Annotated in this window: 11 protein-coding genes and 1 pseudogene; 11 read left to right on the top strand and 1 reads right to left on the bottom strand. The window is 33.2% G+C overall.

Annotation, left to right across the window (positions count from 1 at the left end):
* Positions 1-250 precede the first annotated feature (250 nt).
* The 3 genes from ACZ11_RS08440 (at position 251) to ACZ11_RS08430 (ending at position 3,261) form a co-directional block, all read left to right on the top strand.
* On the top strand, positions 251-1,582 hold the full coding sequence (locus tag ACZ11_RS08440) for a M1 family metallopeptidase (protein ID WP_049665273.1): 1,332 nt from the start codon (positions 251-253) through the stop codon (positions 1,580-1,582).
* 96 nt (positions 1,583-1,678) lie between these two features.
* A complete protein-coding gene (locus ACZ11_RS08435; RefSeq protein ID WP_049665271.1) occupies positions 1,679-2,527 on the top strand; it encodes a copper amine oxidase N-terminal domain-containing protein in 849 nt (282 codons plus the stop codon).
* A 227-nt stretch (positions 2,528-2,754) separates the two neighbouring features.
* Complete coding sequence (locus ACZ11_RS08430) at positions 2,755-3,261, top strand: hypothetical protein (RefSeq protein ID WP_049665269.1); 507 nt, start codon at positions 2,755-2,757, stop codon at positions 3,259-3,261.
* Between the two features lie 105 nt (positions 3,262-3,366).
* Here ACZ11_RS08430 and ACZ11_RS08425 read toward each other — a convergent pair whose 3' ends face one another.
* Positions 3,367-4,476 carry a class II histone deacetylase gene (locus ACZ11_RS08425; protein WP_049665267.1) on the bottom strand — a complete coding sequence of 370 codons (1,110 nt, stop codon included), beginning with the start codon at positions 4,474-4,476 and terminating at the stop codon, positions 3,367-3,369.
* A 134-nt stretch (positions 4,477-4,610) separates the two neighbouring features.
* Between ACZ11_RS08425 and ACZ11_RS08420 the strand changes: the two genes are divergently transcribed.
* The 8 genes and pseudogenes from ACZ11_RS08420 (at position 4,611) to ACZ11_RS08385 (ending at position 13,379) form a co-directional block, all read left to right on the top strand.
* A complete protein-coding gene (locus tag ACZ11_RS08420; protein WP_049665265.1) occupies positions 4,611-5,321 on the top strand; it encodes a LuxR C-terminal-related transcriptional regulator in 711 nt (236 codons plus the stop codon).
* A gap of 355 nt (positions 5,322-5,676) precedes the next feature.
* Positions 5,677-6,801, top strand: a complete 1,125-nt coding sequence (locus ACZ11_RS08415) for an ABC transporter (protein ID WP_201778508.1) — start codon at positions 5,677-5,679, stop codon at positions 6,799-6,801.
* A 16-nt stretch (positions 6,802-6,817) separates the two neighbouring features.
* Positions 6,818-8,029 (top strand): ABC transporter, encoded by a 1,212-nt coding sequence (locus ACZ11_RS08410; RefSeq protein WP_049665262.1) that lies wholly within the window; start codon positions 6,818-6,820, stop codon positions 8,027-8,029.
* An 11-nt stretch (positions 8,030-8,040) separates the two neighbouring features.
* On the top strand, positions 8,041-8,967 hold the full coding sequence (locus ACZ11_RS08405; RefSeq protein ID WP_049665261.1) for an ABC transporter ATP-binding protein: 927 nt from the start codon (positions 8,041-8,043) through the stop codon (positions 8,965-8,967).
* A 409-nt stretch (positions 8,968-9,376) separates the two neighbouring features.
* A complete protein-coding gene (locus ACZ11_RS08400) occupies positions 9,377-10,387 on the top strand; it encodes an aldo/keto reductase (protein WP_049665260.1) in 1,011 nt (336 codons plus the stop codon).
* Positions 10,388-10,464: 77 nt separating this feature from the next.
* Positions 10,465-10,807 (top strand): annotated as a pseudogene (locus ACZ11_RS25110) (SRPBCC family protein).
* A gap of 620 nt (positions 10,808-11,427) precedes the next feature.
* On the top strand, positions 11,428-12,183 hold the full coding sequence (locus tag ACZ11_RS08390; RefSeq protein WP_049665256.1) for a class I SAM-dependent methyltransferase: 756 nt from the start codon (positions 11,428-11,430) through the stop codon (positions 12,181-12,183).
* Between the two features lie 596 nt (positions 12,184-12,779).
* Positions 12,780-13,379: a nitroreductase family protein gene (locus ACZ11_RS08385; protein WP_049665255.1), complete on the top strand. Its 600-nt coding sequence runs from the start codon at positions 12,780-12,782 to the stop codon at positions 13,377-13,379.
* Positions 13,380-13,412 lie beyond the last annotated feature (33 nt).

Raw genomic sequence — 13,412 nt, 5'->3', positions numbered from 1 at the left:
CTTTTAAAGTTCTTCAATAGCCACACGTTTATTGATTGAACATTTACGGAGATTATCGGTATAATAATATAAAATTTATATTTCTTTCATATTTTTACTCAATCTTACATTTATTATTATTTGAGGATTGGAGGCGGAATAAATAAAGAAGAAATTATTTTTTATATGTTTAGTTTTATTATGTATTTTTCTCGTTGCTTGTAAGATAAATAAACAAGTTGATAATGAGAAGTCGACGATTACTAAAAAGGTGAATGGACAAGAATTCATTCCAAAGGAGATAAGTCCTGGTAATTTTAGTGAATACGATATTAAACTAAATATGGGGAACGATGGGAAATTTCAGCTAGAATCAACCGTAGTAGTCAAAAATTTATCTACCGATGATTGGGGACAATTAACTTTTTATTTTATACCAAATATGTTTACAAAAAGTGTTTCACCCGAACTAGAATATCCATCGACCGTCGATTTTCATAACATTTCAATTGATGGAAAAAAGGCAGAATATACACTTGAAGAAGATACATTAAATATTCAGCTTATGGAAAAGTTAAAACCTAATCAAGAAATTAAAGTTTATTTTTCCTATGAACTAGCTCTTCCCGAAGAGGGGTTAAGATTCACAAAGAGTAATGTTGATAATTACCATTTAGCTCAATTTTATCCGATGCTTGCCACATATAGAAATCATCAATGGAACAAGGAAAAGTATCTGTTTAGAGGAGAGACCTATCATAACACATATAGCAATTTCAAATTAACATATGACATTCCTAAAGAGTACACCTTGGTATCTTCATTTGATCAAGAAGTATACCCAAGTCCAAACAAAGGTTTACTTGAAGTTGGGAATGTGAAGGAAATATTTCTTGCTATTTTAAAAGATCCAATACTAGTGGAGAAAAACGGAGGAACATCCATTAGAGTATTTGGATTTGAGAAGAATAAAGAGGAATTATATCGAGAAATAGCGGACGAGGCTACAACCGCATTTAATTATTTTGAAGAAATAATAGGACCTTATCCTTTTAAACAATTAGATATTATTATAGATGGATTGGGGATGGAGTATCCAGGAATTGTGACAGCTCATACGATTTATAATAGTGATCCTGTCAATTCTGAGGCACTTAAAAGTATGGTTGTTCATGAAATTGCTCATCAATGGTTTTATGGGATGATTAACAATGATCCTTTTTATAATGCATGGTTAGATGAAGGCTTCGCTGTATTTGCCACTGATCTATTCTCGTTTAAAAAATTGAACCTGAGCAAACCTTATACGAAGTACAGTACTGATCCAAATATGGTGCTTCCAGTAAATTTACCACTTGATCAATATGAATCCAAGATGAGTTCATATATCTATGGTAAGGCTCCCACAATGCTATGGGAATTATTTAATAAAAATGAGGGATTAAAAGAAATTGAACAATTTTTAAAAAGTTATTATCAATTTTATAAATATAAAGAGATCGACTCCACAGAATTTATGAGATTCGCAAAATACTATTTTGATTTAAAAGATGACTCCTTATTTGAGGGGTGGTTAGAATTTGAAAAGACTCAAAATGAATAATTATCAAGTCCTTATTAAGTAAGTAAATCATTAATAAAGTTTTGCGTTAATTTTTGAATTAAAATATGCACATAAAATTTTAAGGAGCTATCAAAGATGAAAAAGATATTCACAGGTGTTTTCCTTGCTTTGATTCTAATCATTTCATCGTCACCTGCTTATGCAGCAAAAGCAAACATTAAAATAAAGGTTGACGGTATACATGTTGCAACCGATGTGAATCCCGAAACTAAAAACAATCGTACAATGGTACCTTTACGTGTGATCAGTGAAAATTTAGGAGCTACGGTCAATTGGTCGGATTCCCAAGTGACACTTACTAAAAGTGATATACGAGTAATCTTAAAACTGAACAGTAATACAGTGGTGAAAAACGGTCAAAAGGTGTTACTTGATGTAAAACCATATTTAAAAAATGGACGCATCTTCGTTCCACTTCGATTTCTTGCAGAAACATTTGATTGTAATGTCGATTATAAGGATTTGACAGTAAATGTAATTACAAAACCACTAGTAATAAATGGCGTAGAAGTGAAAGCAATGCTTTATGAATACCACATGACTATGGGCGGAGTAGTAGAGCGAATAAAAGGGAATGCCTATATAGAAGAAATGTATAATATTTTTGTAAAAAACAAAGGAAGTAAGGTAAAAGAGCCTTTAAATTATACATGGTCCTTTCATAGCACTATACCAGGTGGTTACTATAAAGGTGGTCAATTTGATTTTATAGACCAAGAAGGGAACAGCATAAAACAGATTGATCTCTATACTTTAGTTCAAACTGCCGGTGAAACTTTGCCTGACCCAAAAGTTTTGATTTATGATGCTACTGATGATCAATGGTATTTGTTTAACGATGCATCAAGTAATTCTATTTATCAGTTAATTGATACCGCTGGTAAGAATGGTTTTAAGACAATTATCGAAAATACAGTTCCATAAGGTAGATAAAAGTGTTTGTCTGATGCCATTAAAGGGCACTTAACTGGTTCAAATTACGATAATTTGGTTAAATTTGAAGAACCTAATGGTGGTACTTCAATAAAATTTTAATATTGCATGTACAATATTAGAAAAACAAAAGCCCTTATTTGTTTATAAGGGCTTTTGTTGTTTTATTTAAAATAATTACATACGCTAATAAAAACTATTTGAAAGGGGATGTTAATTTGAAAGGTGCAAAGCTTACACTTTTTATGACAAGTTTTGTAGTACTATTACTGTTTTATGTGAGTAACCAAATGACTGCGAGGCCAGGCACTATTTCAGGCAATGGGAATCCAGCATTGTTAGTTGGTGCCCCATTGCTCCCACTTTTCATTTTAATGGTTTTATCATGGGGAAGAATTTTTCGAGTGCATTCAATAAGTCAACGCTTTTCTATTGTTGGAATAATTTTGACTTTCGTACACTTGATAATCGCTTTTATTTATCAAAGAATTTCTCTAGCAAATTATCGCGAAATTATTAAAGATGCATATTTTGAAAAGTATGGGGAAGTAGATAGTGAATATCTACAACAAATTACAACAGGATTAACTATTCATGTAAACAACCAATATTTTAATGTCAATACATTCTTCATGTTTATCAGTTTTTCAATTTTTATCGCCTTAGCTTTTTATTTATGGGATACTCAAGAAAATAAGGTAGGAAATAGAGATTCACAATTGTGAACGGGGAGGGTGTAATGTTTTTTAAAAATTACGAGAAAAGAGACTGTAAACAAAGTATTTGAGTTGTTTACAGCCTGTTATAATCTTATTGCTGGGTATTCAAATTTAATAATTTTCTTGTTTAATGTGTATGCTTTTTATTGCATCAATTCGTTCTTTTTGGTGATCAGATAATTCGTTATAAGGAACCCCATTAAATGCATGGATAAACGGATCTTCTACATCTGTAGTAATGCCACTCAGTTCCTCTACTATTGCGTGAGAACAAAACGGTACATATGCTGTACTATAACCACCTTCATGCACGGCAACCAATTTTCCTCCACAATTAGATTCAGCTAGTTGCATCATAAATTTCGTCATTTTTCTATAGCCCTCTGCACTTACCATCATTCTTCCTAATGGATCAAAAATACTTGCATCTTGTCCTGCAGAGATAATTATTAATTGAGGATTAAAATCATCAGCTATTGGCTTTACGATCTTTTCAAGAGCATACATATAACCAGCATCTCCTGTACCAGCGGGAAGGGGAATATTCACAGTAGTTCCTTTCCCATTATCCTCGCCTATATGATTGCTTTCACCGCGTCCAGCTGGGAAGAGACCTTCTTGATGAATAGATATAAAAAGTACGTTAGGATCATGATAAAATGCAGATTCAGTACCATTTCCATGGTGAACATCCCAGTCTAAAATCATAACCCTCTCTAATCCAAGTTCTTTACGTGCATAGTGCGCAGCAATTACAACGTTATTAAATAGACAGAACCCCATCCCTAAATTTGCTTCTGCATGATGCCCAGGTGGTCTTGTAAGAGCATAGGCATTGTCACATTCACCCTTTACAACCGCTTCTACTGCGGTAATGGCACCACCAACCGATAATTGAGCTATCTCATACGAGTCATTTCCAACAAGAGCTAATTCACCAGCGTCACCATGGCCGATTCGACTTAATTCTTTTACCTTTTGGATATAATCTTTTGTATGAAAATATTCTAGTTGATCTTCTGTAGCTGCATAAGGTTTGATTTTATGAAGCTTTTCGTACAAACCACTACGTTCAAGTAGATTCTTGAAACGACGTTTAGTTTCAGGGCTTTCAGCATGACCGTCAGATTGGACATACCCGCCTGGTAGAGAAAATAAAGCACCGTTCCCCGTATCATGCCAGAAGTAACTTTCATCGCAAATAAATGCAGTTTTTTTCATATTTAAAGCTCCTCTCCAATTTGTTAGGTTTATGATAAAATAGATTTTAAGAGAATAATATTACACCAAAGTATAATTTTTTGCTGTTTTCAATTCCCGGTGATAGATTGTCAATATTAAAAGGGTGGGATTTAATGTATAACAAATTATCCGTTTCAGACTACGAAAGAATAATTTATTTTGCTTCTCAAATAACTAGGTCTATCCCAAAGGTTAGAAGTTCTGCGCTACAGGAGCTTTCAGCAATTTTTGGGTATAATCATACTTTATTTTGGCTTGCAGACAATCAAGGACAATTAAAAGATCCAATTAACTACAATATTTCTGATAGAATGCTAACGGATTATTTAGATGGAAACTATAATCTAGACTTTTTATATCCACCTCATAAAAAGGATTTATTTAAACAGAAGAATGTTTTAAGACTATCCGATGTTATTACACATGAACAATACGAAATGTCTGAATATTATAAAAATTTCATGAGTAAATATGGATTTTACGATGAGATGGTTGTGACGCTATCACATAATGAAAAAGTTATTGGTGCAATAGGTATGAGTAAACGTGAAAAAAATAATTATTTTACAAACGAAGATGTTCTTAGGTTTGAGTATTTATCTACAATTATTTCTTCAGCATTATTATATTGTGGTGAAGAAAAGAAAAGTTTACTTTCAAAGCGTGAACAAGAAGTCGTGATTCTTGTGAAGAAAGGTTACACAAATGCACAAATTGCTACAGAATTATATATTTCAATCAATACAGTAAAAAAACATTTGCAAAATATATTTGATAAATACGGTGTTCTGAACAGAACTGAGTTAATAAGTAAAATCAAATAATAAAGCAGTTAGTAATTGGCTGGAATAAACTAATTTAGATATTAAAAAATATGGTTATTCAGCTTTTACGAATTAAATTTTTCCTTACTTAGCGTATAAACCAGAAAAGCTAGCCCCTGAATAACATGGATTTTTCTTAGGCTGCCATCCCTGAAAATCATCATAGAAAAATTACACGTCCTATGTATCAAAAGCGACGGTTATTATTGCTTGCGAAATGAAACCACTCCAAATGAATATCTATTCCTACGAAATTACAAACTTTAAATAGAAACCTTCCAAATGTAAGAATTGTAAAAATATTCATAATAGATTATCATATTACTGTAAATGCATTGATTGAGAAGTGAGGAGGATGACGGTGTTAAGAGCATTAAAAGTAGGTCTAGTTATTGAGCGAGCGAATCGGAAAAATTTAGTCGCACTAGTCGCTGTTGTTATTATCGTTTTGGGCTTTATGTTTTATATAAATGCACAAGCACTTGGTAATCAACTTGTCGAGAAAAAGGGTGATTACTATTCAGCACAAGCTATACTTTCAAAGTTTCAAGTTAAAGATGCTTCAGAAACGGGTGACGGAAGCGAGTTATATAAAAATTTAACCAAACAAAAAAGCAATATTGCTTTACAAATAGCAGCATTAACGATGGACAAACAATCTATGTATTATGAGACTTCACTTCAACTCGCAGAATTAAGAGAAGAGGCATTCGAATTAGAAGGATATGAAAATGTTGCAGAATTATCACCTTCTAAATTGCAAAATTCTATGGACTATCTTTATTTTAAGAGGATGATTGATGAGGGAAAGGATACAATATCCAATTTATTTCAGTACATGCCGTTTTTATTATTTTTCTTTATTCACGTTGGAGCAGGCTGGTACATATTTATAAGCTTCCATACAAGTTCTATTTTGCTTGATGACTTTGAGCATTCTAGTATAATTCAGGGCTTTCCTGTCCGATTTGACCACTATATTTTATCTAAATGTATTATTACTTTTTTATCTATAGTTACAAGCATTTTGCTCATTTTTATTAGCGCAATTCCATTGTGGATATTAAATGGACTTGGTAACCCATTAGAGCCTGTAGCGATATATCTAGGAAATGCCACTTTAATATCTACGATTCAATACATTGCAATGAGCGTTGGTTATATGATTTTAATTTCAATTTTTGTAATGCTGTTGTCGATTATTTTAAATGTGTTACTGAAAAATATGTATTTAACATTATTTGTACACTTTATTTTATTCTTTTTACCAATGATTTTCCCATCTCTTATTAGTTTAATTCCCTATAATCCTTTTAATTTCATGAACTTCAATGATATTTTACAAGGCATACCAGTAGATTTAGCGAAGCCTGTTGATATTACTATGAATTTAGGATTAATCATTATGTCTATAAGTATCATTTTAATGTTATTCGTTATTAAAACATTTTTCTCAACAGGAAAAATCAAAAGGGCATAGGGGAGGTATTATAAGTATGTGGAGTTATTTTAAATTTGAATTCAAGCAGTTTTTTACGAATAAGAAAAACTTAGCAATCTATTTTTTGCTTGCTTTTACAACCTTTTTTTATGTATTTAAAATAGCGCCAACTTACAATCCGATTGAAAGTGTTGACTATGATGAAATTGAGGCGCGCTATTTAACACGTCAGGAATTTTTAGATCATATGGAGGGACAAGATTTAAATGCGCTTCATCCTTCCGTTATTTTTGCTATTGAAATATTTAAGCAAGTTAACCCTATCGATAAAAAAAGATTAGATGCATTAGATGAGGGAAATTTAAAAAAATATGCAGATTTAACTCGTGATTGGTACTACTTTACGAATTCGTTTACATATAGAAACGAGGCAATTTCATATAACTCAAAGTATTTTATAAAAAATAACACGTATGCTGAAGATGATGCCTTTTACGCCTATTTAGAGCAGGCTGTCCGTTATGATACTTATTCGAAAGCAGAATATGAATTATCATTGGAAATTTTTGAACAACGTACAGCACTTCAAACGTTCGAACGCCTATTAAAGGGAGTACTTCCAATTATTTTGATTGTCTGTGTACTTCTTTTATCAATTGATATAGTAAAAAAAGATCAACGTCATCCATCTATTTTAAAGGGATTTCCAATTAGTGATTGGAAAAAGCTACTTGTAAAAATGTTCGTTGCACTACTAGGTAGCGTTGTATTATTTGTACCGCTTATAGTTGGCATCTTTATCATAGGCTTACAATCCGGTTTTGGGAATTTCAATTTACCATCTCCAGTGTATGCAGCTTATCTCGATTGGCGTGTGGATGGTAAATTTGAAATGATGACATTAGGTACGTTTTTAGGACAATCCTTAATTTTGCTTTTCACCTGGTTTATCGTCATTATCAACGTTGTGCTATTTAGCAGTATTATTTTCCGCAGTGAGATGGTAAATTTCGCTGTTTGCTTGTTCCTTATTTTCGGTGAGAATTTTTATTCCAGCCGTTACGTCGGCTATTTTTGGGACGTTCAAAACTATCCGACATCTTACATTCAAGTCGGAGAAATTATTTCAAAAAGGCGAAATTTCTATTACTTTAACGATCAATTAGATGTTACTTTAGGATTACAGTTGTTACTTGGACTAGCAGGGGTTGTCATTTTTTTAATGATACTTATTGCATTAAATAGGCGATTTAAGCTCATTAAATAGGAGGGGTAAAGTTGATTGAAATTCAAAATATTACTGTGCAATTTGGGGAAAGTAAAGTGTTAAATGATATTTCAATGACATTTGAGCAAGGTGAAATGATCGGGCTTGTTGCACCAAATGGAACTGGAAAATCCACATTTATGAATGTGTTAATGAATTATTTGAAACCGATGAATGGAAAGGTAGTATTTAAAGATGGCCTAAGTTACTCGAATAAATCAAATGAAGTAAAAATTCATAAATTCGTGTCAATGATGCCAGACCAAAGTGACTTATATAATCACTTAAGTGGGCGCGAGCATTTAAAAATGTTTGCAACAATGTGGCAATCCGATTTAAAACTGATTGATGAAACAATCGAAGCATTAAATATGGGGCATTATGTGAATAAAAAAACAGGCACGTATTCCCTTGGTATGCGCCAACGACTATGCTTTGCAATGCAAATTGTCACAAATACGGAAATTATGATGATGGACGAAGTAATGAACGGTCTTGATCCAAATAATGTAGAAATCATTTCGAAAATATTATTAAAGAAAAAGGCGGAAGGTAAGATTATTATTATTGCCTCCCATTTACTTGATAATTTAGAGAAATATGCAGACCGAATTTTCTTATTTAACAATGGAAAGCTAGTTGATACCAATCAAGTAATAGAAGGTTTTAGTCAAGCGCATATTAAAACTATTCGAGTGAAAAATCTGGAAAATAACACTAAAAAACAACTTCATGAGCTATTTCCAAATTTAGAACTTCAAACACTTACAAATGGAATGTCACTAATTCATTTACCAAGTTCTGAAGCAAGTTTATTAAGTACACTTACATCTTTTTTAGTCGAGAGAAATGTGGTGGATTTTGCATTTGGTAAAGTTACATTAAATGATTTGTATACAATGTATTATCACGAAGATAGCAATGTGACAGCGAGTTAAAAAGAACAACTACTATAATTATTATGACCAGGAAAGAGGTTGTTGTATCCTTAGTTATTGCACCAATACAGCCTTCCCGGGTTTAAGGGGGTGTTTGTGTCATTGACTTTTGACACAAACACCCCCTTTTAATATGTCGAATAGATTGTTTTTTTCATAGTTAGACGTGCATGATAATTTTCAGCTTGATTACCTAAAAGGATAGTTGATATCTTTGTCTTTGCCGTCTTAACACTCTTTTTCGTAGGCACTTTTTAGTTCCCATATTACTTTAAAGTGCGTACTTTTTTTTTCTGTTTAAGTACCTCATAATCAATTTTGCAGATGATGAAATGATTTTTATTAATATTATCCGTCATTGATCATACTAGCTAATCAATTGTAGAACAAGTCTTAGGAGGTTTATTTTATGAGAAATATATTACAAGGAAAACTTGGTTTTGGTACAGCACCGCTAGGTAATATGTATCGTAATATTCCGGAAGAAGAAGCTATAGCAACTGTAGATGCTGCCTGGGAGAGTGGTATTCGTTACTTTGACACGGCTCCGCTTTATGGTTCTGGCTTAGCGGAGATTCGTCTTGGTGAAGCATTATCGAAAAGAAATCGTGATGAGTACGTTTTAAGTACAAAGGTCGGTCGAATTATTTTGGATGAATTGGAAGATCCATCTGCACGTGATTTAGGTGAAAAAGGTGGGCTTTTCGAATTCGGCCGTAAGAATAAAATTATCAATGATTATAGTGCTGATGCAACTCTTCGCTCTATCGAGGATAGTTTAAAACGTTTACAAACAGATCGTCTAGACTTTGTTTATATTCATGATTTAGCGCAAGACTTTTATGGCGATGAATGGATTGCACAATTTGAAACTGCTCGAACAGGGGCATTTCGTGTTCTCACGCGTTTACGTGAAGAAGGAGTCATTAAAGGGTGGGGACTTGGAGTAAACCGAGTAGAGTCAATTGAACTCTTGCTAGACTTGGAAGTAGCAAAGCCTAATGTATCCTTGCTGGCTGGTCGTTACACATTATTAGACCATGAGCGTGCGCTACAACGAGTAATGCCTACAGCTAAAAAAAATAACATGGACATTGTTGTAGGTGGCCCATATAGTTCAGGTGTTCTTGCTGGAGGTACTCACTTTGAATATCAAAAAGCTTCACCAGAAATTATGGGGAAAGTGGAAAAAATTAAGAGTATTGCAGATCGTCATCATATTAGCATCAAGGCGGCTGCTTTACAATTTTCAATGGCTAACCCAGCGGTTGCCGCTGTCATTCCTGGTGCAAGTAAACCAGAGCGAATTACAGAAGACAAAGCTGCATTGAACACAGTAATTCCGGCAGCATTCTGGGAAGAAATGCGCGAACAAAAACTAGTAGCACCTAATGCACCACTACCAATCGATGTAAAATAAAAAGTAAAGTAATAAAAATGGCAAATACTAATACATTTATTAAAATTTCAGCTTAACCTGAACAGGTATGGCAATTAATCGGTGGCTTTGATTCCCTTCCAGACTGGTTACCTTATATACCAAGTAGTAAAGTAAGTGAAGGTGGACGCTTCTGGCTAATCCTGATGGCGATGCGATTGTAGAGCGTTTAGGAGTATTCAATCATAAGGAACGCTAATACACTTATTCAATTATAAAAGCACCGTTTCCGGTTACTGATTATATATCTACAATCCACGTAAAGCAGATACTGATGGTAAATCATCGTTGGTAGAGTGGTCCGGTAATTTCACAACTGTAAGTGTTAGTGACCAAGAAGCTTTAGAGTTGTTCCATGGCATCTATAAAGATGGCTTAGAAGCATTACGCAAACATATCTAGAATGAAGTAAAAAGAGTGTCTCAAAGTTCAAATTTTGACTTTAAGACACTCTTTTTTGCTCTATTATTCTATATTTAAATGACACAGCTATGTTAATAAACATGGGGGATTAGTTAACTATTGTTAGTTGAACATAGGTGAGTAGAAAAGGAAATCGACAGGATATACTATTTAAACCAGGGCTCTGGAAAAATGGTGTTTATGTATAAATTTATTGATTTTAGATGAACTCGAATTAATTTCTAAAAAACTACAACGATATACGACTCCGAATGTGTACTTTTCCTCGAAATGAAGGTAACCATAGTAGGCATACAGAAAAATCCATACTAACACCACGCCAAAAAGAAAAGAAATAAGTGACACTATAAAAAAGAGGATATACTGAATACAAATATTAAGAAAGGAAGGTAGGTGACTCATATTGAAATGAAGACTATTTCTTCAAAAGTGCTGAATAGAGAATGGGAGGTCTGGGATCCCGCTTCTATGAGTGATTGGGGTAAGACGGAATATAAATTCGATTGTAAATTTAGTGACGACTTAAATATATTTATAACAAAAACACTTAGACGCACTCTTATTGCTGTACATAATATCATGGGAAAGAAGGTAGTACTGTGAAAACGACAGGGAATTTTACCGACAAGGCAGACATATATGCGAAATATCGCCCAAGTTATCCTAATGAATATTTAGATTATTTGTTTTCAGCTAACCAACTAAATGGGGATCGGATTGTGGCCGATATTGGTTCAGGTACGGGGATATTTAGCCGCCAGCTACTTGAAAAAGATTTAAATGTTATTGGAGTTGAGCCAAATGATGACATGAGAAAGATGGCTGAGCAATCGTTAAAGCTATATTCTCGTTTTAAATCAATAAAAGCAACTGCTGAAATTACCACTTTAAAAGGGAATAGTGTGGATTTAATAACTGTTGCCCAGGCATTTCATTGGTTTGATAAAAAAGCATTCAAAATCGAATGTCAACGGATTTTAAAACAAAATGCAAATGTTGCTCTTGTTTGGAATAGCAGAGATTTAAATAGTTCGATTATTAAAGAGAATGCAGAAATTTGCCAAAAGACCTGTTCAAATTTCAAAGGATTTAGCGGTGGAATAGAGGAAACTCCAGAAGTATTTAACAGTTTTTTTAAAGATGAAAAGTATGAGTTTAAAAAGTATAAAAATGATTTGCTTTTTGATTATGAAGGTTTTTTGGGAAGGAATTTGTCAGCATCCTATGCTCCGAAAAAAGATGACGAAGAGTATAAACGTTTTGTTTTTCTTCTATCTGAGTTATTCGAAAAATACAGTAAGAATGGAAAAATTGTTCTCCAAAACATTACGCGAAGCTATCTAGGCAATATCTAAACATCCGAACATAAAAGTTTAGTATAGTGAAGTATCTTATTCATAATTTAAAACGGGGTTATACTTGTTTGAGCCTTTCAACTTAACTTTTCACACCTACATTGTTTGTTTTTGAGATAAATCGTTTCATCAGGATATAGCAAATAGGGATAATCACCTGCATTTTCTACATCCTTTATCACTTTGTTCTATTCTACTGCTGTGTAACCTCCATCTACTAACAATGTAGCACCTGTCATAAATTCATCTGAACATATTCTATAAATGGATCTTTTTATTTACAAAATATTGTATTTAATTTTAATTCCACATATATTTGAATACTCTATCGTTTGTTTGGATAGCATATTTTACGAACACGAAAATATGTAATGGAATATAAATATTTACTTTTTGGCACAATATAACGGAAGCAAAGAAAGAGTTAAAAAGGATATCACGCCTAGCAGTATTATTGTCAGGGGTTCCTGCTGTAATCCGGCATGGTCTTTAGAAAGAAAAAGCCGTTTGAAGATTTGATTTTATAGGAAAAAATCTTGAGCGACAGATGCAGTACGTGTAACCAACAATTACAGTAAATTAGGAGGACGGAAATTATGACAAAAGATTTCTACACTACACTAAAAGAAAGACGTACTTATTACGGAATTAATAAAGAGGTAAAAATATCGGATGAAAGAATTAAAGAAATTGTAGAATTTGCTGTGAAATATACTCCGTCAGCATTCAACTCTCAAACTGCACGTATTGTTCTATTATCAGGTGAGGCACATAATAAATTATGGGACATCACAACTGAAACATTAAGAAAAGTAGTTGGAGATAGAGATTTTTCAGGGACTCAACAAAAAATGGATTCCTTTAAGGCAGGTTATGGAACAGTATTATTCCTAGAAGATGAGGCTGTAGTTAAATCGCTTCAAGAGCAATTTGCTGCATATGCTGAGAACTTTCCAATTTGGTCAAATCAAGCATCAGGAATGCACCAATTAGTTGTGTGGGCAGGTTTAGAAGCAGAGGGATTAGGAGCTTCTTTACAACATTATAACCCACTAATTGATGATGAAGTGAAAAAAGAATGGAATATCCCCGAAAATTGGAAGCTTATTGCGCAAATGCCATTTGGCAATCCGACGGTAACACCAGGTGAAAAAGAATTTCAACCACTTGAACAGCGAATGAAATTTTACAAGTAATTGTATGTGGAATATACCAAGCCAGTACCTTAA

Origin of the sequence: Lysinibacillus xylanilyticus (assembly GCF_001183605.1) — a bacterium.
In the GTDB taxonomy this organism is placed as follows: Bacteria; Bacillota; Bacilli; order Bacillales_A; family Planococcaceae; genus Lysinibacillus; species Lysinibacillus xylanilyticus.
Note: the sequence above shows the minus strand (reverse complement) of the source record. Positions and strands in the feature narration are given on the sequence as shown.

Bases quoted from the DNA above. Each gene is read 5' to 3' on its own strand.
- ACZ11_RS08435 (WP_049665271.1), top strand. From the start codon at position 1,679: ATGAAAAAGATATTCACAGGTGTTTTCCTTGCTTTGATTCTAATCATT.
- ACZ11_RS08425 (WP_049665267.1), bottom strand. From the start codon at position 4,476: ATGAAAAAAACTGCATTTATTTGCGATGAAAGTTACTTCTGGCATGAT.
- ACZ11_RS08420 (WP_049665265.1), top strand. From the start codon at position 4,611: ATGTATAACAAATTATCCGTTTCAGACTACGAAAGAATAATTTATTTT.
- ACZ11_RS08415 (WP_201778508.1), top strand. From the start codon at position 5,677: ATGACGGTGTTAAGAGCATTAAAAGTAGGTCTAGTTATTGAGCGAGCG.
- ACZ11_RS08410 (WP_049665262.1), top strand. From the start codon at position 6,818: ATGTGGAGTTATTTTAAATTTGAATTCAAGCAGTTTTTTACGAATAAG.
- ACZ11_RS08400 (WP_049665260.1), top strand. From the start codon at position 9,377: ATGAGAAATATATTACAAGGAAAACTTGGTTTTGGTACAGCACCGCTA.
- ACZ11_RS08385 (WP_049665255.1), top strand. From the start codon at position 12,780: ATGACAAAAGATTTCTACACTACACTAAAAGAAAGACGTACTTATTAC.